The sequence below is a fragment of the Erwinia sp. B116 genome (assembly GCF_002865965.1).
Classification (GTDB): domain Bacteria; phylum Pseudomonadota; class Gammaproteobacteria; order Enterobacterales; family Enterobacteriaceae; genus Erwinia.
On the sequence record NZ_JRZZ01000002.1, the window covers coordinates 96,693 to 119,791 of the forward strand.

Annotated in this window: 20 protein-coding genes; 10 read left to right on the forward strand and 10 right to left on the reverse strand. The window is 60.7% G+C overall.

Translation table 11 applies throughout. The features are described 5' to 3' along the window. Positions 1 to 338 precede the first annotated feature (338 nt). From NV64_RS01835 to NV64_RS01855, 5 genes are all read right to left on the reverse strand, one after another. Positions 339 to 1,286, reverse strand: coding sequence for a carbohydrate kinase family protein (locus NV64_RS01835; RefSeq protein ID WP_101505202.1), 948 nt, complete (start codon positions 1,284 to 1,286; stop codon positions 339 to 341). A gap of 46 nt (positions 1,287 to 1,332) precedes the next feature. Further along, entirely contained in the window at positions 1,333 to 2,244 is a 912-nt protein-coding gene (locus NV64_RS01840) for an ABC transporter permease (RefSeq protein ID WP_101505281.1), read from the reverse strand. An 83-nt stretch (positions 2,245 to 2,327) separates the two neighbouring features. Then, positions 2,328 to 3,317, reverse strand: a complete 990-nt coding sequence (locus NV64_RS01845) for an ABC transporter permease (protein ID WP_056239105.1) — start codon at positions 3,315 to 3,317, stop codon at positions 2,328 to 2,330. Beyond that, entirely contained in the window at positions 3,314 to 4,813 is a 1,500-nt protein-coding gene (locus tag NV64_RS01850) for a sugar ABC transporter ATP-binding protein (protein WP_056239722.1), read from the reverse strand. The genes NV64_RS01845 and NV64_RS01850 overlap by 4 nt, the downstream gene beginning before the upstream one ends. A gap of 47 nt (positions 4,814 to 4,860) precedes the next feature. Continuing rightward, positions 4,861 to 5,841, reverse strand: coding sequence for a sugar ABC transporter substrate-binding protein (locus NV64_RS01855; RefSeq protein ID WP_056239107.1), 981 nt, complete (start codon positions 5,839 to 5,841; stop codon positions 4,861 to 4,863). Positions 5,842 to 6,076: 235 nt separating this feature from the next. Here NV64_RS01855 and NV64_RS01860 point away from each other — a divergent pair, with 235 nt between their 5' ends. The 9 genes from NV64_RS01860 to NV64_RS01900 all read left to right on the forward strand — a co-directional run bounded on the left by NV64_RS01860 (position 6,077) and on the right by NV64_RS01900 (position 16,532). Then, positions 6,077 to 8,401, forward strand: coding sequence for a molybdopterin-dependent oxidoreductase (locus tag NV64_RS01860; RefSeq protein ID WP_101505203.1), 2,325 nt, complete (start codon positions 6,077 to 6,079; stop codon positions 8,399 to 8,401). Positions 8,402 to 8,710: 309 nt separating this feature from the next. Then, positions 8,711 to 9,724 carry a sulfate ABC transporter substrate-binding protein gene (locus NV64_RS01865; RefSeq protein ID WP_056239111.1) on the forward strand — a complete coding sequence of 338 codons (1,014 nt, stop codon included), beginning with the start codon at positions 8,711 to 8,713 and terminating at the stop codon, positions 9,722 to 9,724. Between the two features lie 3 nt (positions 9,725 to 9,727). Further along, entirely contained in the window at positions 9,728 to 10,561 is an 834-nt protein-coding gene (gene cysT, locus NV64_RS01870) for a sulfate/thiosulfate ABC transporter permease CysT (protein WP_056239726.1), read from the forward strand. Then, positions 10,561 to 11,436 (forward strand): sulfate/thiosulfate ABC transporter permease CysW, encoded by an 876-nt coding sequence (cysW, locus tag NV64_RS01875; protein WP_056239114.1) that lies wholly within the window; start codon positions 10,561 to 10,563, stop codon positions 11,434 to 11,436. The genes cysT and cysW overlap by 1 nt, the downstream gene beginning before the upstream one ends. Then, on the forward strand, positions 11,426 to 12,514 hold the full coding sequence (cysA, locus tag NV64_RS01880; RefSeq protein ID WP_056239116.1) for a sulfate/thiosulfate ABC transporter ATP-binding protein CysA: 1,089 nt from the start codon (positions 11,426 to 11,428) through the stop codon (positions 12,512 to 12,514). The genes cysW and cysA overlap by 11 nt, the downstream gene beginning before the upstream one ends. A 72-nt stretch (positions 12,515 to 12,586) precedes the next feature. Further along, positions 12,587 to 13,465 (forward strand): cysteine synthase CysM, encoded by an 879-nt coding sequence (gene cysM / locus NV64_RS01885; protein WP_101505204.1) that lies wholly within the window; start codon positions 12,587 to 12,589, stop codon positions 13,463 to 13,465. 170 nt (positions 13,466 to 13,635) lie between these two features. Next, complete coding sequence (locus NV64_RS01890) at positions 13,636 to 14,316, forward strand: response regulator transcription factor (protein WP_056239123.1); 681 nt, start codon at positions 13,636 to 13,638, stop codon at positions 14,314 to 14,316. Beyond that, the gene (locus tag NV64_RS01895; RefSeq protein ID WP_101505205.1) at positions 14,313 to 15,788 is read left to right on the forward strand and encodes an ATP-binding protein; all 1,476 of its coding nucleotides are present in this window, start codon (positions 14,313 to 14,315) and stop codon (positions 15,786 to 15,788) included. The genes NV64_RS01890 and NV64_RS01895 overlap by 4 nt, the downstream gene beginning before the upstream one ends. 45 nt (positions 15,789 to 15,833) lie before the next feature. Then, entirely contained in the window at positions 15,834 to 16,532 is a 699-nt protein-coding gene (locus tag NV64_RS01900) for a GntR family transcriptional regulator (protein ID WP_056239129.1), read from the forward strand. Between the two features lie 49 nt (positions 16,533 to 16,581). On the opposite strand, the gene crr is transcribed toward NV64_RS01900, so the two are convergent. From crr to cysZ, 5 genes are all read right to left on the reverse strand, one after another. Next, on the reverse strand, positions 16,582 to 17,085 hold the full coding sequence (gene crr / locus NV64_RS01905) for a PTS glucose transporter subunit IIA (RefSeq protein WP_056239132.1): 504 nt from the start codon (positions 17,083 to 17,085) through the stop codon (positions 16,582 to 16,584). A 43-nt stretch (positions 17,086 to 17,128) separates the two neighbouring features. Next, on the reverse strand, positions 17,129 to 18,856 hold the full coding sequence (gene ptsI / locus NV64_RS01910; RefSeq protein WP_056239136.1) for a phosphoenolpyruvate-protein phosphotransferase PtsI: 1,728 nt from the start codon (positions 18,854 to 18,856) through the stop codon (positions 17,129 to 17,131). Positions 18,857 to 19,063: 207 nt separating this feature from the next. Continuing rightward, on the reverse strand, positions 19,064 to 19,321 hold the full coding sequence (gene ptsH, locus NV64_RS01915; RefSeq protein WP_034916267.1) for a phosphocarrier protein Hpr: 258 nt from the start codon (positions 19,319 to 19,321) through the stop codon (positions 19,064 to 19,066). A 381-nt stretch (positions 19,322 to 19,702) separates the two neighbouring features. Next, positions 19,703 to 20,671: a cysteine synthase A gene (cysK, locus tag NV64_RS01920; protein WP_056239139.1), complete on the reverse strand. Its 969-nt coding sequence runs from the start codon at positions 20,669 to 20,671 to the stop codon at positions 19,703 to 19,705. A gap of 236 nt (positions 20,672 to 20,907) precedes the next feature. Then, entirely contained in the window at positions 20,908 to 21,678 is a 771-nt protein-coding gene (gene cysZ, locus NV64_RS01925; protein ID WP_101505206.1) for a sulfate transporter CysZ, read from the reverse strand. Positions 21,679 to 21,901: 223 nt separating this feature from the next. On the opposite strand from cysZ, the gene zipA reads away from it, so the two are divergent. After that, positions 21,902 to 23,071, forward strand: a complete 1,170-nt coding sequence (zipA, locus tag NV64_RS01930) for a cell division protein ZipA (RefSeq protein ID WP_369878851.1) — start codon at positions 21,902 to 21,904, stop codon at positions 23,069 to 23,071. Positions 23,072 to 23,099 lie beyond the last annotated feature (28 nt).

Consider the following 23,099-nt stretch of genomic DNA (forward strand, 5'->3'; position numbering starts at 1 on the left):
TGTAATCATTGGTGTTGCTGCCCTGAAATATTCTACATCTGCGCTCAAACATCAAACATCAAACATCAAACATCAAACATCAAAACATTAATACGGGTCTTTTAGGTTTTTAAGGCAGCAACTCAATGACTGAAAAGGGAGGACGTTGGTGGACAGGTTAGCCGGGCGTACGGCGCAGGGATGCGCCGTCCGAGCCTCCACGGACGGATTCACGGCGACCCGGCGTTCTGCCACCAACGGCCGAACCCGGCATCAGAACCCAAAGCCATGCCCTTAAGCAGCAACGCGAATCTCAGTAAGCGTGACCGACGAAGGGCAGGTAGCCCGCCCTTAATCTGTCAACCAAGCAACGGCGTCTCGGCCATAAACGCCTCGGTATGATCCCAGTCAACCACCCCGGCATCAGAGCCTAACCCGGTTGCCACCAGCGCTGCCACCGCAGAAGCCACCCGACAGGCCGCCGCCGGCTCAAGACCTCGCACCAGCGCCGCGATAAACCCGCCGCAGTAACCGTCGCCGCAACCGGTAGTATCCTGCACCACCACCTGCCAGGCAGGAATACGCTGCCCCGGCTGCCCCGACTGGAACAACCACGAACCCCGCTCGCCGTCCTTAAAGATGCAGTTGCCCGCGCCCAAATCAAAGAAAAACGCCGCAATCGCCTCCGGATCGCTCAACCCGGAAATCGCGGCGGCCTCCTCCAGCGACGGCATAAACCAGTCCACGTGGGGCAGCAGCGGTCTTAACAGCGCCAGCGTATCCGGGCCGGGGGCGATCAGATCGAAACTGGTCACGATGCCGCGCGCTTTGGCCGCTGCCAGCAGCACCGCGCTCTGGCCGCCGTCCATCGCCGCCAGCAGACCGCTGCCGCCGTGGTGCAGATAGCGGCAGTCGAGCACCGCGTCAAACTGCGCCTCGCTGACGAACAGATCGTCAGACGCGCCGCGATAGTGCAGCGCCGGGCGCTCGCCGTTGGGGCGGATCGGCAGAATGGTCGCCGAGGTTTCCCGCTGCGGGCTGAACTGCAGCAGCGACAGATCGATGCCCAGCCGGCGATAGCTGTTCTGAATCAGATCGCCTTTCTCATCGTCCCCCAGACAGGCCACCGCCGCGGTGCGGATGCCGAGCTTGGCGGCGTTGATATTCGCCCCGGCCGCGGTACCCGCCGGATTCAGGCGGATCTGCTCGATAAACGCCACGTTGCCGCCCTGCGGAATGGCCTGCACCGGCCGCCCGGCAATATCAAGAATGGTCAGCCCGACAAACACGGCATCAAATTTGGACATGGTTACGCTCCGGAAAAAATACCCGCCGCACTGGGCGGGCGTGAAATCAGACGTGCTGCTGGCGCACGCGCGCCTGCCAGAAGGAGACGGCCAGCGCCACCACCAGGATCACCCCGGTCAGCGCATCCTTCACCAGATAGTTTAGCCCCATCAGGTTCAGGCCGTTGTCGACCACCGCCAGAAACAGCACCCCGCCCAGCGTGCCGGCAATGCTGGCGCGGCCAAAGCGGTTAAATGCGGTGCCGATAAACACCGCGGCGATGGCGTCCATCAGATAAGCCTGCCCGGCCAGCGGTGTAAACTGGCGCAGGTTGGCGGAGAGGATCACCCCGCCCACCGCACACAGCGCCGAGGCGGCCACCAGCACCAGCAGCAGGGTACGCGCGTTGCGAATACCGGCAATCCGTGCCGCCTCGCTGTTCTGGCCGATGGCACGCACCCGCTTGCCGAACAGGGTGCGCTCGGTCAGCAGCCACACCGCCAGCCACAGCAGCAGCGCAATCACGATCGGCATCGGGATGCCCCACAGATTGCCTACCGCCAGGTCATGGTACTCCGTCGCCATCCGGCGGTAAGAGATCGCGCCGCCGCCGTCGGTATAGATACGTTCGACGCTGCTGGCGATAAACCAGGTGCCGAGGGTGGCGAGGAACGGCCTGATGCGGAAGACCAGGATCAGCAGGGCGTTAAAGCCACCGATCAGCGCACCGCCAAACAGGGCACAGAGCACCGCCGCCTGCCACGGCAGCCCCCAGGTTTTCAGCGCCACCAGCGCAAAGGCGGCACCAAAGTCCAGCGCCACGCCCACCGACAGGTCAATCGCGCCAGCGCTGACCACCAGCGTCATCGCCATCGCCACGATCAGCAGCACCGCGCTGCCCTGCAGCAGGTTGCCCCAGTTATCCAGCGTCAAAAACACCGGATTGGCCCAGCTGAACAGCACCACCGCCAGCAGCATCAGCAGACCAAAGCCGCCGCGTGACGCTAACGCCAGCAGGTTGTTGCGGTTGCCTGCCGCCGCACTATTTTGCAGGATCTGACTCACTGTGCGCTCCCCCGATTGAGCAAGGCCGGCGCGGCCAGCACCACCAGGATCAGCACGCCTTTAATCGCCCCCATCCAGAAAATATTGACGCCGAGCAGCCCCAGCCCGTTAGACAGCGCGTTAACCAGCACCGCGCCGAGCAGCGCGCCCCAGATGGTCACCACCCGGCGGCGGGAGAATGCCGCGCCGATAAAGGTCGCCAGCACCGTCTCCAGCAGCAGCGGCGTGGCGGTGCCGCTGGAGCTGCCGGAACCCTGCGCCAGCAGCGGCAGCACCGCCAGCCCGGCGGCGACGCCGGCCAGCAGCCACACCCGCAGCGTCAGGCCACGCACCTTAAGGCCGGACATCCGTGCCATATCGGCATTGCCGCCTACCGCCTGAATATGCTGGCCAAAACGCGAATGGTGGACGATAAACTGAAACAGAATAAACACCGCCGCCAGCCACAGCAGCGGGTAAGGAATACCCAGCAGCGTATTGTCGCGGAAGGCGCTCATCAGCGGATCGCTGACGCTGATGCGGCGCTGGCCGGTCAGCAGATCGGTCAGCCCGGTAAAGGCTACCGAAGTAGAGAGGGTGGCCAGCAGCGGCGGCAGCCCGGCCACCAGCACCAGCAGCGCGTTCACCGCGCCGCAGGCCAGCGACAGCGCCACTACCGCCAGCAGCAGCAGCAGATACGGCGTGTGCCACTCCACCATGCCGAGGCTGAGCAGCGCCACGCCAAACACCGCGATGGCGGGTAGCGACAGGTCGATGCCGCCGGAGACCACATCGTCGCCGCCCACCGCCACCACGCACACCAGGCCAAAGCTTAAGATCGCCAGCGGCACGCTCTGCACCAGCATCAGGCTGATATTCTGCCAGCTGAGGAAGTACGGCGACTGCACGCTCAGCCAGACCAGCAGCGCGACAAACAGCAGCAGCGGAAATTTTTCCAGCAGAACCGTCAGGCGCGGCGCGCCCCGGCTGTGAATCAGATTACTCATAGTGCCTGTTCCTGCCCGCCGTTAATCGCTATCAGCAGAGCATCGAGAGTGAGCCCCTGCGTGGGAATATTCGCCACCAGCGCCCCGCGCCACATCACCAGAATGCGGTCGCACAGGCCGAGCAGTTCGCTGGCGTCGCTGGAGGAGACCAGCACCGAACGGCCCTGGTCGGCCAGCTGGCGGGTGCGCAGATAGATGTCGCTGCGTGCGCCAATGTCCACCCCCAGCGTCGGTTCATCAAGGATAAACAGCCGCGCGTCGGTGCCCAGCCAGCGGGCGAGGATCACCTTCTGCTGGTTGCCGCCGCTCATATGGCGCACCGGCAGCGCCGGTTTATTCGGGCGGATGCTCAGCCGTTCAAACCACTGTTCGGCGTTCTGCCGGGCGCGGCCGCGGTGTTCCCAGCCGAAGGTGGCGGTCTGCGGCAGCGTTGCCAGGTTGATGTTGTCGGTGGCGCTGAAGGGCAGGATCAGCCCCTGATGGCGGCGGTCGCGCGGCACTAACGCCATGCCGGCCTTGATCGCCTGCTGCGGCGAACGGATGCGCCGCACGCGGCCGTTGAGCACAATCTCACCCTGGCGCGCGCGCTTCAGGCCGTAGAGCGTGTCGACCAGCAGGTCGCGCCCGGCACCGAGCAGCCCGGCCACGCCGACGATTTCGCCGGGCTGAATAGCGAAGCTGATGTTATCCAGCTGCTGGCCGTCGGACAGGTTACGCACCTCCAGCACCGGCGACTGCACGGCGGCGGCGCGGGGCTGGCGTGGGGTGTAAAGCTGGGCGATATCGCGGCCGACCATCATGTTGATCACCGCATCGGTGTTCTGCAGCAGCTCACGGTCCGGGTAGCCGACCACCTCGCCGTTGCGCAGCACGGTGGCGTTGTGGCACAGCGAGGCGATCTCATTGAGATAGTGGGAGATATAGAGAATGGCGATGCCCTGCTGCTGCAGGCGCAGGATCGCCCCGGTCACCAGGCTGGCCTCATGGGCTTCCAGCGGGGCGGTCGGTTCATCAAACACCACCAGCCGGGCCGCGCCGTCGATCAGCGCGCGGGCGATCTGCACCAGCTTGCGTTCGGCCAGGCTGAGGTCGCGGATCAGGCGGTTAGCGTTAATCGGCAGCTGCCAGTTATCGCGGAAAAAGGCTTCGGTGGCGGCGATCATTGCCCGCCGGTTCAGCGCGCCCCACGGTCGGCGCAGCTCCTGGCCGAGGAACACCGACTCCGCCACGGTAAAGTGCGGGATCAGGTTCAGCTCCTGATGGATCACCCGGATACCGCGCGCCTCGATGGCGGCCGGGTCGCCCAGCGGCAGGCTGACGCCGTCCAGCGTGGCGCTGCCGCTGTCGGCCTGGTATACGCCGGCGAGGATCTTAATCAGGGTGGATTTCCCGGCGCCGTTCTCGCCGATCAGGCCATGAATTTCACCGGGGGCGATACGCAGCGTGACCGCCGTTAAGGCGGCCACGCCGGCAAAACGTTTACCGATCTGGTCCATCACCAGACCGGTAGCCGCTGCCGTAGTTTGCAGGTTGTCAGCGCTCACTACTTCAGCTCACCGTAACCCAGCTGTTTGTAGACGGCCTTCGCTTCCGCTTCACCCTTCACCGGCAGCACCGGGATAAAGGTTTGGGTTGGCAGCTTCTGGCCGGCGAAGTAGCGGGCCACGTTATCCGCCGAGGTCTGACCGATCAGGTGCGGCTGCTGGGCGACGTTGGCCACCAGCGGGCTGCCCGGCTCGGCCATGATCTCCAGCGTTTCCGGGCCGGCGTCGATGGCGGTCACCTTGACGTCTTTGTCACGGCCGGTCTCTTCCAGCGCCTGTACGATACCGATCGCCGGCTGGTCCCAGCAGGCCACGTGGATCGCGTCCAGCTTGCCTTTCGGATACTGGCTTAACAGCTCGAGGGTTTTCTTACGCGCGTCTTCCGGCGAGTTGGCAAACTGCTCGGCCAGTTCAGGCTGGATAATATGGATGCCCGGGTAGTCTTTCAGCACATACTTCCACTGATCGTAACGAATGCCGCAGATCCGCAGGGCATTGGAGAAGGCGTTAAATACCGCCACGTTGCCTTTACCGCCCAGTTCGTCCGCCATATAACGGCCGATGGTCGAACCGAGCGTATAGTTATCTGAAGTGGTGTTATTCACGGAATATTCGGAGACGTGGTCAACGGTAAAGACCGGAATATTCGCCGCGCGCAGCGCTTTAAATTTCGGTTCAACGGCGCTGTCGCCGAGAATACTGATCACCGCATCGACTTTACGCGACAGCAGAATATCGTGGTTATTGGCGTGAACCTGGTTATCTCTGCCGCCGTCAACGCCGACCACCTTGCCGCCAAGCTTCTCCACCTCTTCGGTGGCGCCTTTATAGGCTTCACGATCCCAGAAGTGCTGGGTGCCGACCACGGCAATACCGATGGTTTTACCCTGCAGGGACGGGGCGTCAGCGGCGTAAGTGGCGGCGGAGGCAAGCGATAATAATGCCACGGCAACCGGCAACAGTTTTACGTTGTGTTTCATTGTTATTATAACCCTGTGTAAGTAGTAAACTGGTGGACGGCTAGCATGACAATTCAGCCCGGCAACCCGAAATAACAAAAGCGTCTATCTTATAGCTGAAAATGTTATAAAGGAAAACAGCCGTCGAGGATATTCGACTTTCTTCATGTCGAAAGTGAAATTAATTCATATAAGCCATTTTACGCCTGCGCTATGATGGCGAATTGCCGTATTTTCCCTTTTTTGTGAGCCAGAGATGAAAGACGAACACCACCTTGCCGTGATGCACTGGGGCACCTACCGCGTCGCCACCGATAACGGAACCATTACCAGCGTCTCACCGGTTGAGTGGGATAAAAATCCGTCTCGCATCGGGCAGTCGCTGGCGGACGGCGTCACCAGTGAGGCCCGCGTGAAGCGCCCGTCGGTGCGCCTCGGCTATCTGCAGCACGGCCCGGCATCGCGCGAAGGGCGCGGCAAAGAACCCTTTGTTGAGGTGAGCTGGGAGGTGGCGCTGGACCTGGTGGCGCGGGAGATGCGATCGGTAAAGGCGCGTTGTGGCAACGAGGCGATCTTCGGCGGCTCCTACGGCTGGGCCAGCGCCGGCCGTTTTCACCACGCGCAGAGCCAGCTGCACCGCTTTCTGAAAGGCTTTGGCGGCTATACCGCCAGCACCAACACCTACAGCAGCGCGGCGGGCGAGCGCGTGCTGCCGCACATTCTCGGCCCGCTCAGCCCGCTGCACCGCCAGCATACCCACTGGTCGGAACTGGAGCGCGAGTGCCAGCTGTTCGTCGCCATCGGCGGCCTGCCGCTGCGCAACGCGCAGGTGAACGGCGGCGCGGCCAACGACCACATGCTGAAACACTGGCTGGATCGCCTGCAGCAGCGGGGCGTGCGCTTTATCAACATCAGCCCGGTGAAAAACGACCTCAGCGCGGTGCCGGACGCCAGGTGGCTGGCGATTAAGCCGGGCACCGATACCGCCCTGCTGCTGGCGCTGTGCCAGGTGCTGGTCAGTGAAGACCTTGTCGACCACGGCTTTATCGCCAGCCACACCGTCGGCTTTGCGCCGTTCCGCGCCTATCTGCTGGGCGAGAGCGATGGCGTGGTGAAAACGCCGCAGTGGGCGGCGGCGATTACCGGGCTGGACGCCGGTGACATTACCGCACTGGCGCGCACCATGGCCGCCAGCCGCACGATGATCAATATCTCCTGGTCGATCCAGCGCGCCCGGCAGGGGGAGCAGGCCTACTGGGCGACCGTGGCGCTGACCGCGCTGCTCGGCCAGATCGGCACCCCGGGCGGCGGGCTGGCCTTTGGCTACGCCTGCACCAACCTCGCCGGGGCGGCGCGCGCGGTGTTCTCCGGCCCGCGGCTGCCCGCCGGTAAAAATCAGGTCAACAGCGTGATCCCGGTGGCGCGGCTGTCCGATATGCTGCTCAACCCCGGCGGCGAGTATGCGTTTGACGGCCAGACGCTGCGCTATCCGGATATCCGCCTGGTCTACTGGGCGGGGGGCAACGCCTTCCATCACCATCAGGATCTGAACCGGCTGGTCGAGGCCTGGCGGCAGCCGGAAACGGTGGTGGTTAACGAGCAGTACTGGACGGCGCAGGCGCGCCACGCGGACATTATTCTGCCGGTGACCACTTCTCTGGAGCGCGAGGACATCGGCAGCGGCGGCCACGACGGCTTTATGATTGCCATGCGCCAGCTGATTGCACCGGTGGCGGAAGCGCGTGACGACTACGCGATCTTCTGCGGGCTGGCGGAGCGGCTCGGTTTCGGCGAACGGTTCAGCGAGGGGCGCAGCCCGGCGGCGTGGCTGCGCAAGCTGTATGATGATTCGCGGCCGCGCGCCCAGGAGGAGGGGATTACGCTGCCGCCGTTTGACGATTTCTGGCAGCAGGGAGTGCTGGAGTACGCGCCGCCGGCGAAGCCGCAGGTGTTTCTGGCGGAATTCCGCGCCGATCCGCAGCGCTATCCGCTCTCCACGCCGTCCGGAAAAATCGAGCTGTTCTCGGACACCGTGGCCGCTTTCGGCTACCGCGAGTGCCCGGGCCACGCCTGGTGGGATGACGAAGAGGCGCAGTATCAGCAGCAGCAGGCGCAGCAGTGGCCGCTGCACCTGCTCTCCAGCCAGCCGCGCACCCGCCTGCACAGCCAGTTCGACCACGGCAGCGTCAGCCGCGCCACCAAGATTCAGGGGCGCGAGCCGCTGTGGATGCACCCGGACGATGCCGCCGCCCGTGGTATTACGCACGGCAGCGTGGTGCGGGTATTTAATCAGCGCGGCGCAATCCTCGCCGGGGCGCAGGTCAGCGATCAGATCCTGCGCGGCGTGGTGCAGATCTCCACCGGTGCCTGGTACGATCCGCTGGACCCGAGCCAGCCCGGATCGCTCGACAAACACGGTAACCCTAACGTGCTGACCGAAGATCGCGGCAGCTCGCGGCTGGGGCAGGGCTGTAGCGCGCAGAGTTGCCGGGTGGAAATTGAAGTCTGGCGGGAGCCGCTGCCGCCGATCACCGTGTTTGACCAGCCGGCGTTTACGGCCTCTCCGCAAGACGTGGGCTGAACCTCCTTGCATCCCGCGCCGGGCTAACGGACTATGCCCGGCTGAATGCCTGAATGCCCTTAGTACCTGCAGTGCAGGAAGCGGCTGGCTTCTGCTCCCCCCAGCTGCCCTCTGCCTGCCCCGGCGGGCGAGGCTGCCAGCAGTCAGCCCGTGGCTTAGCGCTTCTTCGCATAATCATTTCCACACCCTTATAGCGTTTTCTCATTCCAAATCACGAAACGGTATATAAAACCGCTACTGCTTTTAGTGAGGTTATAAATAAACTGAACGTCTCCGGGCGCGAGCCAGTTCAGCTTATCAGGGTGTACCATGACGTTACCGACGCTTAAAACACGGCTCAGCGCCGCCGTACTGGCACTTTTCTTATCCGGTTCTGCCGCCGCGACCGAGCTGCTTAACAGCTCTTACGATGTGTCACGCGAGCTGTTTGCCGCGCTGAACACGCCGTTTGAAAAACAGTGGGCGGAGCAGCACCCTGGCGACACCCTGACCATCCGTCAGTCGCACGCCGGCTCTTCAAAGCAGGCGCTGGCGATTTTGCAGGGGCTGAAAGCCGACGTGGTCACCTATAACCAGGTGACCGACGTGCAGATCCTGCACGACAAAGGCCAGCTGATCCCGGCCGACTGGCAGCAGCGCCTGCCGAACGCCAGCTCGCCGTTCTATTCGACCATGGCGTTCCTGGTGCGCAAGGGCAACCCGAAAAACATTCACGACTGGAACGATCTGGTGCGTGATGACGTGAAGCTGATCTTCCCGAACCCAAAAACCTCCGGTAACGCCCGTTATACCTACCTGGCGGCCTGGGGCGCGGCGGATAAAGCCGACGGCAAAGATGCGGCAAAAACCCAACAGTTTATGACCCGCTTCCTGAAAAACGTGCAGGTGTTTGATACCGGCGGCCGTGGTGCCACCACCACCTTCGTGGAGCGCGGGCTGGGTGACGTGCTGATCAGCTTTGAGTCGGAAGTGAACAACATCCGTAACCAGTATGAGAAAGACGGTTACGAAGTAATCGTGCCGAAAACCAATATTCTGGCGGAATTCCCGGTGGCGTGGGTCGACAAAAATACTGAGGCCAACGGCACCACCGAGGCGGCGAAAGCCTACCTGAACTACCTCTACACCCCGGCGGCACAGCAGATTATCACCCAGTACTATTACCGCGTGAACAACCCGCAGCTGATGGCCGAGCAGAAAGCCCGTTTCCCGCAGACCGACCTGTTCCGGGTTGAAGACGCGTTCGGCAGCTGGGAGCAGGTGATGAAAACCCACTTCGTCAGCGGTGGCGAGCTGGACAAGCTGCTGGCGGCGGGGCGTTAATTGATGTTTGCAAACACGAGTAAGCGCGTGCTGCCCGGCTTTGGACTGAGCCTCGGCAGCAGCCTGTTTTTCACCTGCCTGATCCTGCTGCTGCCGATCAGCGCGCTGCTGATGCAGCTGTCGCAGATGACGCTGGCGCAGTACTGGGAGGTAGTCACCAACCCGCAGGTGGTGGCCGCCTATGAGGTAACGCTGCTGGCGGCGGGCGTGGCCTCAATCTTCAACGCGCTGTTTGGCATGCTGATGGCGTGGATCCTCACCCGCTACCGTTTCCCTGGCCGCGCGCTGCTGGATGGCCTGATGGACCTGCCGTTTGCGCTGCCGACCGCGGTGGCCGGCCTGACGCTGTCGGGCATCTTCGCCGTGAACGGCTGGTACGGTGAGTGGCTGGCGCAGTTTGGTATTAAGGTTTCTTACACCTGGCTGGGCATCGCGGTGGCGATGGCCTTTACCAGCATTCCCTTTGTGGTGCGTACCGTTCAGCCGGTGCTGGAAGAGCTGGGGCCGGAGTATGAAGAGGCGGCTGAAACCCTCGGTGCCAGCCCGTGGCAGAGCTTCCGCCGCGTGGTGTTGCCTGAAGTGGCACCCGCGCTGCTGGCCGGCACCGCCTTATCCTTTACCCGCAGCCTCGGCGAGTTTGGCGCGGTGATTTTTATCGCTGGCAATATCGCCTGGAAAACCGAAGTCACCTCGCTGATGATTTTCGTACGTCTGCAGGAGTTTGACTACCCGGCGGCCAGCGCCATCGCCTCGGTGATCCTTGCCGCGTCGCTGCTGCTGCTGTTCGCGATTAACACCCTGCAGAGCCGCTTTGGCCGCCGTATCGGAGGTCACTGATGGCAGAGGTAACCGATTTGAAACAGGCCGGACGCGCCCCGCTGCCGTGGGGCAAATGGATCCTGATTGGCCTGGGCATGCTGATCTCTATTTTCCTGCTGGTGGTGCCGCTGGTAGCGATCTTCGCCGCCGCCTTTTCTGAAGGGCTGCTGGCGACGTTCAGCAACCTGCAGGACAGCGACATGCTGCACTCGATCTGGCTGACCGTGCTGATTGCGCTGGTGGCCGTGCCGGTTAACCTGGTATTCGGTACGCTGCTGGCCTGGCTGGTGACGCGTTTCACCTTCCCTGGTCGCCAGCTGCTGTTAACGCTGTTTGATATTCCGTTTGCCGTGTCGCCGGTGGTGGCCGGGCTGATGTACCTGTTGTTCTGGGGCGTTAATGGTCCGGCAGGCGGCTGGCTGGATGCGCACAATATCCAGCTGATGTTCTCCTGGCAGGGGATGGCGCTGGTCACCATTTTCGTCACCTGTCCGTTCGTGGTGCGTGAGCTGGTGCCGGTGATGCTCAGCCAGGGCAGTCACGAAGATGAAGCGGCGGTGCTGCTGGGCGCGTCCGGCTGGAAGATGTTCTGGCGCGTGACCCTGCCGAACATCCGCTGGGCGCTGCTGTACGGCGTGGTGCTGACCAACGCCCGCGCCATCGGCGAGTTTGGTGCGGTGTCGGTGGTATCCGGATCGGTGCGCGGGGAAACCTACACGCTGCCGTTACAGGTTGAATTACTGCATCAGGATTACAACACCGTCGGCGCGTTTACCGCCGCGGCGCTGTTGACCCTGATGGCGATAGTGACGCTGTTTTTAAAGAGCGCGGTGCAGTGGCGATTAGAGAGCCAGCAGAAGCGTTTGCAACAGGAGGGGAATCATGAGCATTGAGATTGGTAGCATCAACAAATCCTTCGGCAAGACGAAAGTCCTGAACGATATTTCGCTGGATATCCCTTCCGGCCAGATGGTGGCGCTGCTCGGGCCGTCCGGATCCGGCAAGACCACGCTGCTGCGCATTATCGCCGGGCTGGAGAACCAGAACAGCGGTCGCCTGAGCTTCCACGGTAAGGACGTCAGCCGGGTACACGCCCGCGACCGTCAGGTGGGGTTTGTGTTCCAGCACTATGCGCTGTTCCGCCATATGACGGTGTTCGACAACATCGCCTTTGGTCTGACCGTGCTGCCGCGCCGCGAACGCCCGTCGACGGCTGAGATTAAGCAGAAGGTGACCCGCCTGCTGGAGATGGTTCAGCTGGCTCATCTGGCAAACCGCTTTCCGTCACAGCTCTCCGGCGGCCAGAAGCAGCGTGTGGCGCTGGCCCGTGCGCTGGCGGTGGAGCCGCAGATCCTGCTGCTGGATGAGCCGTTCGGCGCGCTGGATGCCCAGGTGCGTAAAGAGCTGCGCCGCTGGCTGCGTCAGCTGCACGAAGAGCTGAAGTTCACCAGCGTGTTCGTCACCCACGATCAGGAAGAGGCGATGGAAGTGGCCGATCGGGTGGTGGTGATGAGCCAGGGCAACATTGAACAGGTCGGCACGCCGGAAGAGGTGTGGCGCGACCCGGCGACCCGTTTTGTGCTGGAGTTCCTTGGCGAAGTAAACCGTTTTGACGGCGAAGTGCACGGTTCTCATTTCCACGTAGGTGCGCACCACTGGCCGCTGGGCTACACGCCGGCGCACCAGGGGGCGGTGGAGCTGTTTCTGCGTCCGTGGGAAATCAGCGTCAGCCGTCAGAGCAGCCTGGAGTCACCGCTGCCGGTGAAGGTGCTGGAGATCAGCCCGCGCGGCCACTACTGGCAGCTGGTGGTGCAGCCGGACGGCTGGAGCAGCGAACCGATCACCGTGGTGCTGGAGGGAGAGCAGACCTCGCCGCTGCGCGGCGAGCGCCTGTTTGTTGGCCTGGCGCAGGCGCGTCTCTATCAGGGTGATACCGCGCTGCGCGCGGTTGCCTTCGCGCAAAGCGCCTGATATTTTGATGGGCTTATAAACAGGGGCTGGATAATTCCAGCCCCTGTTGTTTTCGGCGTACGGGATGCGACTGTGACCACACTTGAACAAACTATCGGCAATACGCCGCTGATCCGCCTGCAGCGGCTTGGGCCTGACAACGGCAGTGAGATCTGGCTGAAGCTGGAAGGCAACAACCCGGCGGGATCGGTGAAAGATCGCGCGGCGCTGTCGATGATCCAGCAGGCCGAATCCCGCGATGAGATCCGTCCGGGTGACGTGCTGATTGAGGCCACCAGCGGCAACACCGGCATAGCGCTGGCGATGATCGCCGCCATGAAAGGCTACGCGCTCAAGCTGCTGATGCCGGACAACATGAGCGTTGAGCGGCAGGCGGCGATGCGCGCCTACGGTGCGGAGCTAATCCTGGTCAGCCGTGAACAGGGAATGGAAGGGGCGCGTGACCTGGCGCTGGAGATGGCAGCGCGCGGCGAGGGTAAGGTGCTGGATCAGTTTAATAACCCGGATAACCCGCTTGGCCACTATCTGACCACCGGGCCGGAAATCTGGCAGCAGACCGCCGGGCGCATCAGCCATTTTGTCTCCAGCATGGGCACCACCGGCACCATCAGCGGCGTTGGCCGTTTCCTGAAAGAGCAAAGCCCCGAGGTGCAGGTGGTTGGCCTGCAGCCTGCCGAAGGCAGCAGCATTCCCGGCATCCGTCGCTGGCCGGCCGCCTACCTGCCGGGGATCTACCGTCCGGAGCTGGTTGACCGCGTGCTGGATATGTCGCAGCAGGAGGCAGAACAGACCATGCGGCAACTGGCGCGTCAGGAAGGGGTATTCTGCGGCGTCAGCTCCGGCGGTGCGGTGGCCGGCGCGCTGCGTATCGCGGCTGAACAGCCGGGCAGCGTGGTGGTTGCGATTATCTGCGATCGCGGCGATCGCTATCTCTCAACCGGCGTCTACTGAGCCGCAAGCGGTTTATTTCTCGCTGAGCGTGGAATTATTTGTGCCGGTGTGGCTCAAACGGGGATAACACCGGCCCCCGATCCTGTGCTAACTGTAAGGATTGGGTAAAAGCGGCTGCGTCTTCACCCTTGCCAGGTGAAAATAGCGGCGATACCACTGAGAGATCCCGTATGAAAATTTTACTGGTCGATGACGACCTTGAACTGGGCACCATGCTCAGCCAGTACCTGATTGCCGAAGGTTTTGACGCCCAGCTGGTGCTGACCGGCAAAGCCGGCGTCGCGGGCGCGCTGTCCGGCGACTTTAACGCCATGATCCTCGACATCATGCTGCCGGATATGAGCGGCATCGACGTGCTGCGCCAGGTGCGTCAGAACAGCCGCCTGCCGGTGATTATGCTGACCGCCAAAGGTGACAACATTGACCGGGTGATCGGCCTGGAGATGGGCGCGGATGACTACGTGCCAAAGCCCTGCTATCCGCGTGAACTGGTCGCCCGCCTGCGCGCGGTGCTGCGCCGGGTGGAAGAGCAGCCGGCGGTGGTGGAGAACAAAGACGTCATCGGCTGGGGCGATCTGACCCTCAATCCGGCTACCCGCACCAGCGAGTGGAAAAATGTTCCGTTCGACCTGACCGCCTCCGAATTTAACCTGCTGGACCTGCTGCTGCGTTCGCCGGATCGGGTGGTGTCGAAGGATGAGCTGTCGGAAAAAGGGCTGGGACGGCCGCGCGAAGCCTACGATCGCAGCGTCGACGTGCATATCAGCAATATCCGTCAGAAGCTGTCGGCCCTGACCCGGGAGACTGTCAATATCGAAACGGTGCGCAGTATCGGCTACCGTATCCGATGAAGTCTCGCTTCCGCGGCATTCTGTTCTGGAAAATTCTCCTCGGCTTCTGGTTAACCTTTATCGGCATCAGCCAGATTATGTGGCTGAGCTTTAACTTTTACGGCAACAAACATCACGAGCCGCCGGAGATGCAGGCCGCCCGGCGCATCGCCGAACTGCAGATGACCTCTGCGGCCTCGGTGCTGCAGTACGGCGGCCTGAACGCGCTGCAGGCGACGATCGCCGACTGGACCCAGGACGAGCGCCGCTTCTTTTCGGTACGGCCGCTGGGCAGTGCATCGCCCGATCCGTCCACCAGCGCAGGGGCGTCGGCGTCTGCCATTCACCGATCGCCTGCCGCCGGGGCCGCTTCTCCACCCCCCTTAACCACCGGTGAAGGTTCGCCACGCCGCGATCCGCAATCGACAGCGGCGGAGGACGCCGCAGAGCCCAGCGGCCCGCCGGCGGGTGAGTTTCCTGCCCGGCTGACTGAGCGGGTCACTGATGCGCAGGGCCAGCAGTGGCAGCTGAGCTATGACGTTGCCAGTCTGCGTGAGGATGAGCGTCAGGAGCGGCGGCACGGCGACATTCTCAATATGCCGCTGCCGCTGTTTATCGCCGGCGGCGGCTGCGGCCTGCTGTTCAGCCTGCTGCTGGCGTGGAACCTGACCCGGCCGATGCGTCAGCTGAGCGAAGGTTTTGCGCGCATCTCGAAAGGCGATCTTTCGGTGCGGCTTTTTCCGGCCATGCGCCGTCGCCACGATGAGCTGTCGGTGGTGGCCGCCGACTTCGACGCAATGGTTGAACGCCTGTCGGTGCTGGTCAGCGCCCGCGAAGAGCTGCTGCACGACGTCTCCCACGAACTGCGCTCGCCGCTGGCCCGGCTGCAGCTGGCCACCGGCCTGGCGCGTCAGACCCCGGCCTCGGTGGAGGCCTCGCTGGACCGCATCGATGAAGAGGCGCGGCGGCTGGATAAAATGATCGGCGAACTGCTGTCGCTGTCGCGCGCCGAACACCAGAAGCTGCCTGATGAGCAGTATTTCGACCTGCTGGGGCTGCTGGAGGCGGTGGCCAACGACGCCCGCTACGAGGCGCAGATCCCGGGCGTGGAGGTGCTGCTGCACGCCGATCAGCAGCAGGATTACACGGTGAAGGGCGATGCCAATCTGATCCGCTCGGCGGTGGAAAACGTGGTACGCAACGCGCTGCGTTTCTCGCTGCAGGGGCAGCAGGTCACTATCGACCTGCGGCGCGATCATCACTGGCTGAGTATTACCGTGCGCGACCGCGGGCCGGGCGTTGACGCCGAAAAGCTTTCCAGTATTTTTGATCCCTTTGTGCGCGTTAATTCACCACTTTCAGGCAAAGGCTATGGCCTCGGGTTATCGATCGTGCGTAAAGTGGTGCTGGCACATCAGGGTGAAGTGAAGGCCGTTAACGCCCGTGATGGTGGGCTGGAGCTCACCATACGTTTGCCACACTGGGTTATTTGAGGGCCGGATCGCCCGTTTTTAATTTTTACCTGGAGGGGGAGCGCGATGAGCACTCGGGTCATCAGTGCCAGGCAGCAGGAAGTACAGCGCATTATCGATGCGCTTTCACGGGCGATTGCCGAACAGCGCATTGCGCCCGGAACGCGGCTGGTCGAGGCGCAGATTGTTGACGCGCTGGCGGCTAACCGCAATCACGTTCAGGCTGCGCTGCAGCGGCTGGCCTTACAGCACGTGGTGACGATTTCCCCCAACCGCGGCGCGCGGGTGGCAAAGCCCGGCGCGCGTGAGGCGCGGGAAGTGTTCAGCGCGCGGCATGCGCTTGAGCGCGCGCTGTTGGCGGAGATCACCGTTGAAAAAATGCAGCGTCACCAGGCGGCGATCGACAGACATATGCAGGCTGAACAACAGGCGATTGCCAGCGGCGATCGCCGTGAGGTGGTCAGGCTGCTGAGTGCATTTCATCTGCTACTGGCCCGTATAGCAGATAACCGGGTGCTGGATGAGATGCTGACCAGCCTGATGGTGCGCAGCGCGCTAATCGTCTCGCTCTATCAGCGTAACGCCTCACCCTGCTGTCAGTCGGATGAGCACGCCGCGATTATCAGCGCGCTCAGGGCAGGGGAGCAGGAGCAGGCTCAGGTGCTGCTGCATAGCCACCTGGCGTTGCTGGAGGATCTGCTGCGGGTGACCGACAGCGACGCTGTCCCCGATAACCTGCGTGAAGCGCTCTCATTTGAGCCATAAAAAAAGCCCTCTGACCGGCTGGCCAGAGGGCTTTCTATGACGCATCAGATTACTTTTTGATGCGGATAACCGGCGTTTCACCTACGGTGACGCTACCCGTCAGTTTGACCAGCTCTTTGATCTCATCCATGTTAGAGATCACGACAGGCGTCAGGGTAGATTTCGCTTTCTCTTCCAGAAGTGCCAGATCGAATTCGATGACTACGTCACCTTTCTTCACTTTCTGACCTTCTTCAGCGATGCGCTTAAAGCCTTCGCCCTTCAGCTCAACCGTGTCGATACCAAAGTGGACAAACAGCTCAATGCCGCTGTCAGACTCGATGGAAAACGCATGATTGGTTTCGAAAATTTTACCGATGGTGCCATCAACCGGCGCAACCATTTTATTGCCAGATGGTTTGATAGCGATGCCGTCGCCAACAATCTTCTCCGCAAACACCACGTCCGGCACGTCTTCGATGTTGACGATTTCACCAGACAGCGGCGCTACGATCTCAATGGCACCAGATGCGGAATCCGACTTATCGCCAAAAAGTTTTGAAAACAAACCCATGTTTTTCTCCTAAGCAGTCATATTGGGCCAGCGTCTCCGGGCCTTAGCAGAGTGTTTTTTCTTCAATGAACTTGTTAACCAGCTGCATCAGCTCATCCGCGGTCGGTTGAGCCAGCGCCTGCTCTGCTAATGCCTTAGCATCTTCGAAATTCGTATTACGAATAATTTTCTTGATGCCTGGGATAGAAATGGCACTCATGCTGAACTCATCCAGCCCCATTCCCAATAACAGTAGTGTAGCACGTTCATCGCCTGCCAGCTCACCACACATGCCGGTCCATTTACCTTCCGCATGCGAAGCATCAATAACCTGCTTAATCAGCGTCAGTACGGATGGTGACATTGGGTTGTAGAGATGGGAGATCAGATCGTTACCGCGATCCACTGCCAGAGTATACTGCGTCAGGTCGTTTGTCCCAATACTAAAGAAATCAACTTCCTTAGCCAGGTGATGGGCGATCACGGCTGAAGCAGGTGTTTCGACCATGATGCCGACTTCAATGCTCTCGTCGAAGGCTTTGCCTTCCGCACGCAGTTGCACTTTCAGCTGTTCCAGCTCTGCTTTCAGGAAACGCACTTCCTCAACGGAAATCACCATCGGGAACATGATACGCAGCTTGCCAAAGGCGCTGGCGCGCAGGATGGCGCGCAGCTGCGCATGCAGAATTTCGGTACGATCCATCGCGATACGGATGGCGCGCCAGCCGAGGAACGGGTTGTCCTCTTTCGGCAGGTTCATGTACGGCAGGTCTTTGTCGCCGCCAATATCCATGGTACGCACGATCACCGCCTGCGCACCCACGGCTTCAGCCACGGCTTTGTACGCCTGGAACTGCTCGTCTTCGGTTGGCAGGGCGTCGCGGTCCATAAACAGGAACTCGGTACGGTACAGGCCCACGCCTTCTGCGCCATTACGCTCTGCGCCGGCGACGTCGCGCACGGTGCCAATGTTAGCGCACACTTCTACCTGATGGCCGTCCAGCGTAATGGCCGGCAGGTCTTTCAGTTTGGCCAGCTCGTTCTTTTCAGACAAATACTGATTGGCAACCGCTTTCAGTTCGTCGATTTTCTCGCTGGTCGGGTTAACGTAAACTTCGTTGTTTACGCCATCCAGAATGATGTAGTCACCGTTGTTGATCACGCTGGTCACGTTGCCGGTACCGACGATTGCCGGCAGCTCGAGAGAGCGAGCCATGATCGAGGTGTGCGACGTACGGCCACCGATGTCGGTGATAAAGCCCAGCACCTTGTTCAGGTTCAGCTGTGCGGTTTCTGACGGGGTCAGATCGTGGGCAATCAGCAGGACTTCTTCCTGAATCGCGCTGAGGTCAACGATGTGCAGGCCGAGAATGTTCTGCAGCAGACGTTTACCGATATCACGCACGTCCGCCGCGCGCTCCTTCAGGTATTCATCGTCCAGCTCTTCCAGCGCTTTCGCCTGGCCATCAATAACAGAAAAGGCAGCCGCATCGGCAGAGGCGTGATCGTCTTTGATCAGGGCAATGATTTCCTGCTCAAGTTCTTCATCTTCCAGCAGCATGATGTGCCCTTCGAAGATGGCCGCTTTCTCTTCGCCTAAGGTTTCCCCGGCTTTAATGCGGATCGCTTCCAGCTGCACGGCAGCCTTGCCACGACCGTCAAGAAAACGCTGAACTTCCTGCTCAACCTGGTCAGCAGAAATCTTTTTCCGGTTAATAACAATCTCATCTTCTTTCAGCAAAAGCGCTTTGCCGAAAGCGATACCCGGTGATGCTAAAATGCCTGAAATCATAACCTTACCTATTCTGTCTTAGATTATCACCGGCGCTGTGCGCAGGATGACTGCATCAGTTTATCCAGTCAGCGTACTGGCCTGAGCGCCGTTTTATTAGGTATCCGCGTCAGAGTACGCAAATAACATCGCGGACAGGCTGTCCGCGATCAAGAAAACTGCACTCTGCGCCACAACGCTGCGGCTCACGAGCTGAAAGCGGTCTGATTACTCGAGCTCTGCCATCAGTTTAACCAGGTGCTCAACGGCTTTCTGCTCGTCTTCGCCTTCAGCAGACAGGGTCACCACGGTGCCCTGAGTCAGACCCAGGGTCTGCAGCTTGAACAGGCTTTTCGCGCTGGCGGATTTGCCGTTAGAGGTCACGGTGATTTCAGACGCAAAGGCTTTCGCTTCTTTAACGAACTGAGCAGCAGGGCGGGTGTGCAGGCCGTTTGGTGCGGTAATGGTCACTTCTTGCTGGAACATGGTGTTTCCCCAACTAATTAGGTTTGGTGTTGTAAGTCCAAAGCTCCGGGTTAACGAGGCTCTGGCCTGTATGGGTGAGCGTCCGGCAATAACGTTGCAAAAAGACGCGGGTAAGCAGGAATCAAAACGGGAGAAAATCACGGACTCGCCACCGTTTTTCCACTTTACATTATGCCGCGCTTTGCCGTAATGCGCCAAATCAGTAAATCGATTCAGCCCGATCCATGTCACGCTACGATTAATTTTACGGATCGAAATAATTGCCAGCTTAAATACCAGACACCCGAGGGTAAAAGCAATCTGTAACGTGGCAAAACTTTGACGTATGCCACAAAAAAGCACCCAAATGGGTGCTTTTTTGTGCAGATGGCGGTATTGGGCTTACTGAAGTTCTTTTTCAGTGAACAGGTCGGCAAACAGTGCGGTAGAGAGGTAACGCTCACCGGAAGAGGGCAGAATCACCACGATGTTTTTGCCAGCAAAAGCCTCTTCTTCCTGCAGTTTCAGTGCGGCAGCTACGGCGGCACCGGAAGAGATACCGGCCAGAATGCCTTCCTCTTCCATCAGACGGCGGGCGGTAGCGATAGCGTCTTCATTAGAGATCGCCACTACGCGGTCAACCAGGTTCAGATCGAGGTTACCCGGGATAAAACCGGCACCGATGCCCTGAATTTTGTGCGGGCCCGGTTTAATTTCGTCGCCGGCCAGCGCCTGGGCGATCACCGGTGAGTCGGTTGGCTCAACCGCCACGGAGATCAGCGCTTTTTTGCCTTTGGTATTCTTGATGTAACGGCTGACCCCGGTCAGGGTGCCGCCGGTGCCGACGCCGGCGATAAACACGTCCACTTCGCCTTCGGTATCTTCCCAGATTTCAGGGCCGGTGGTCTGTTCATGGATCGCCGGGTTGGCCGGGTTGCTGAACTGCTGCAGCAGCACGTATTTGTTCGGATCGCCGGCGACAATCTCTTCCGCTTTGGCGATGGCGCCTTTCATGCCTTTAGCACCTTCGGTCAACACCAGGTTGGCACCCAGCGCCTTCAGCAGCTTGCGGCGCTCGACGCTCATGGTTTCCGGCATGGTCAGCGTCAGTTTATATCCGCGCGCCGCGGCCACGTAGGCGAGAGCAATACCGGTGTTACCGCTGGTCGGTTCAACCAGTTCGATACCCGGCTTCAGGATGCCGCGTTTTTCCGCGTCCCAAATCATATTGGCACCGATACGGCATTTGACGCTGAAGCTAGGGTTACGCGACTCCACTTTAGCCAGAATGCGTCCATTACCGATGCGGTTCAGTCGAACCAGCGGCGTATGACCGATTGTTAAAGAATTGTCTTCATAGATCTTACTCATAGCCTGTCCTTAACTGTATGAAATATTGGGAACGACCTAGAGCATACCTTGTTCAATTTCTCAAGGAAGTGAAGAAATCGTATATATATATGTTCTGCTGAAATAAGCCCTGAAGAAAAGGTATAAGCGCGGGCGGACTAAGAGGTGGGCACCATCACCACCATTTTTGCCCTGAACCGCAAAAGGTGGTGATGATGCCGGTAGATCAACCGCTGGCGTCGTGAGAAGGGGGGAGGTTAACGGCCCGAAGCGCTGCTGGCCAGCTGCGAGCGATAGCGATCCACCCACAGCGCCGTGGCACCGCAGACGGCAACCGGCATAATCACCAGGTTCAGCACCGGCACCAGGGTAAACAGGCTGACCAGCGCGCCAAACTGCATGTTCACCGCTTTATGCTGGCGCAGCGCGGCCCGCATCTGCGGGAAACTCACCTTATGGTTGTCAAACGGGTAGTCGCCATACTGGATCGCCAGCATCCATGCGCTGAACAGAAACCACAGCACCGGGGCAACGATCTGGCCAAATCCCGGGACAAAATAGAGCAGCAGTAACACCAGCGCCCGCGGCAGGTAATAGGCCAGCTTCTGCCATTCGCGTTTCATAATGCGGGGAATATCTTTCACCATCCCGGCCCAGCCGCCGTCCGGCAGCGCCTCGCCGGTAAGCCGTGCTTCCAGCTGTTCCGCCAGCAGCCCGCAAAAAGGTGCCGCAATCCAGTTAGCTACGGTGGAGAAAAAGTAACTAAAGACTAAAATGATAGACAGCACCACCAGTGGCCACAGCAGATAGCTCAACCACTGCAACCAGTCCGGCACCCGCGCCATCAGGTCAGGCATCCACTGGCCCAGGCGACGGAACAGCCAGATAAACGCGCCACCCATCAGCAGGATGTTAACCAGCAGCGGCATGATGACAAATCGGCGAATACCGGGCAGCGTAATCAGCCGCCAGCCTTCGGTGAAATAATGGATTCCGCTATGATCCGGATCGCTATTTGGACGTGCCATGAACGGCGTTACTCCTGTGAACGGTCAATGATTCGCTATCATAACTCAGCTTTTTCCGCTTTACAGGACGGCGCTGGCTGAAAAAACAGCGATAAAACGCCCGATTAATGAGATATTTGTCAGAAAATACTGCACAGACTTGCACTTGTGTACGCTGGCAAATACAGTTAGAGGGTAAAGTTTGCCGCGGTGGCAAGGTATTGGAACAACAGAGAATACAATGATGCAGGATTTGCGTCTGATATTAATCGTTGTTGGCGCGATCGCAATCATAGCGCTGTTACTGCACGGTCTGTGGACCAGCCGTAAAGAGCGCTCATCGGTATTTCGCGATCGCCCGCACAAGCGCTTAAAGCAGGAACCAGAAGAGTCTTTCGAGGATGACCACGAAGGCGTTGGTGAGGTGCGCGTGCATCGCAGCCAGCCGGAGCCGTCAGAACCGTCGCTCAGCGGATTTAACGCCGGGGATGAGCCACCGCGTCAGCCTGAAATTCGTCAGGAAACGGCCCATTATGCGCCGCCAGCGCCTGCAGCGGAATCCGATCCGTTGTTCGGTACGCCGCGCCCTGAAGCGCGCTATGCCGACCCGCAGGAGCCACATTACGCCCCGGCGCGTGAGCCGGCTCACGCCGTACCCCAGCCGCACGCCGCTGCTCCGGTTCAGCCTCACACGGCTGCACCTCAGCCGCACGCCGCTGCTCCGGTTCAGCCTCACACGGCTGCACCTCAGCCGCACGCCGCTGCTCCGGTTCAGCCTCATACGGCTGCACCTCAGCCGCACGCGCCAGCGCCGGTAACAGCGCCGCATCAGCCTCACCATCAGCCTGGGGTGGTGCCACATGCCCCGGCTGCTGCTCAGCCGACGCATGCGCCGGCGGCGCCGCGGGTTGAGGCCAGCGCGCCGCGCCACGAGCCACATGCGCAGCCGGCACAGCCTGCCGCATCCTCGCCACGTGAAGAGGCGCGCCGTAAAGAGACGGTGCTGGTGCTGCACGTTACCGCCCACGCCGGTAGCACCATCAGCGGCGAAGCGCTGCTGCAAGGTGTGCTGCAGGCCGGCTTCCAGTTTGGCGAAATGAATATTTTCCATCGTCACCTGAACCCGGCGGGCAGTGGCCCGGTGCTGTTCAGCCTGGCGAATATGGTTAAGCCCGGCTCCTTTAACCCGGATAACATGTCGGACTTTACCACCCCTGGCGTATCAATCTTTATGATGGTGCCCTCTTACGGTGATGCGCATCAGAACTTCAAGCTGATGCTTCAGTCTGCCCAGCGTATCGCCGACGACGTCGGCGGCGTGGTGCTGGATGACGACCGCCGGATGATGACGCCGCAAAAGCTGGAAACCTACAAGTCGCGCATTCGCGACGTGATTGACGCCAACAGTCACTAAGGTTTCACTCACCGACCCGTTTTCTGAA

What these genes read in the sequence shown, in the direction of transcription:
- NV64_RS01835 (WP_101505202.1), bottom strand. Translation starts at nt 1,286, where the DNA reads ATGTCCAAATTTGATGCCGTGTTTGTCGGGCTGACCATTCTTGATATT.
- NV64_RS01840 (WP_101505281.1), bottom strand. Translation starts at nt 2,244, where the DNA reads ATGCTGCTGGCGGTGGTGCTGTTCAGCTGGGCCAATCCGGTGTTTTTG.
- NV64_RS01845 (WP_056239105.1), bottom strand. Translation starts at nt 3,317, where the DNA reads ATGAGTAATCTGATTCACAGCCGGGGCGCGCCGCGCCTGACGGTTCTG.
- NV64_RS01850 (WP_056239722.1), bottom strand. Translation starts at nt 4,813, where the DNA reads ATGGACCAGATCGGTAAACGTTTTGCCGGCGTGGCCGCCTTAACGGCG.
- NV64_RS01855 (WP_056239107.1), bottom strand. Translation starts at nt 5,841, where the DNA reads ATGAAACACAACGTAAAACTGTTGCCGGTTGCCGTGGCATTATTATCG.
- NV64_RS01860 (WP_101505203.1), top strand. Translation starts at nt 6,077, where the DNA reads ATGAAAGACGAACACCACCTTGCCGTGATGCACTGGGGCACCTACCGC.
- NV64_RS01865 (WP_056239111.1), top strand. Translation starts at nt 8,711, where the DNA reads ATGACGTTACCGACGCTTAAAACACGGCTCAGCGCCGCCGTACTGGCA.
- cysT (WP_056239726.1), top strand. Translation starts at nt 9,728, where the DNA reads ATGTTTGCAAACACGAGTAAGCGCGTGCTGCCCGGCTTTGGACTGAGC.
- cysW (WP_056239114.1), top strand. Translation starts at nt 10,561, where the DNA reads ATGGCAGAGGTAACCGATTTGAAACAGGCCGGACGCGCCCCGCTGCCG.
- cysA (WP_056239116.1), top strand. Translation starts at nt 11,426, where the DNA reads ATGAGCATTGAGATTGGTAGCATCAACAAATCCTTCGGCAAGACGAAA.
- NV64_RS01890 (WP_056239123.1), top strand. Translation starts at nt 13,636, where the DNA reads ATGAAAATTTTACTGGTCGATGACGACCTTGAACTGGGCACCATGCTC.
- NV64_RS01895 (WP_101505205.1), top strand. Translation starts at nt 14,313, where the DNA reads ATGAAGTCTCGCTTCCGCGGCATTCTGTTCTGGAAAATTCTCCTCGGC.
- NV64_RS01900 (WP_056239129.1), top strand. Translation starts at nt 15,834, where the DNA reads ATGAGCACTCGGGTCATCAGTGCCAGGCAGCAGGAAGTACAGCGCATT.
- crr (WP_056239132.1), bottom strand. Translation starts at nt 17,085, where the DNA reads ATGGGTTTGTTTTCAAAACTTTTTGGCGATAAGTCGGATTCCGCATCT.
- ptsI (WP_056239136.1), bottom strand. Translation starts at nt 18,856, where the DNA reads ATGATTTCAGGCATTTTAGCATCACCGGGTATCGCTTTCGGCAAAGCG.
- ptsH (WP_034916267.1), bottom strand. Translation starts at nt 19,321, where the DNA reads ATGTTCCAGCAAGAAGTGACCATTACCGCACCAAACGGCCTGCACACC.
- cysK (WP_056239139.1), bottom strand. Translation starts at nt 20,671, where the DNA reads ATGAGTAAGATCTATGAAGACAATTCTTTAACAATCGGTCATACGCCG.
- cysZ (WP_101505206.1), bottom strand. Translation starts at nt 21,678, where the DNA reads ATGGCACGTCCAAATAGCGATCCGGATCATAGCGGAATCCATTATTTC.
- zipA (WP_369878851.1), top strand. Translation starts at nt 21,902, where the DNA reads ATGCAGGATTTGCGTCTGATATTAATCGTTGTTGGCGCGATCGCAATC.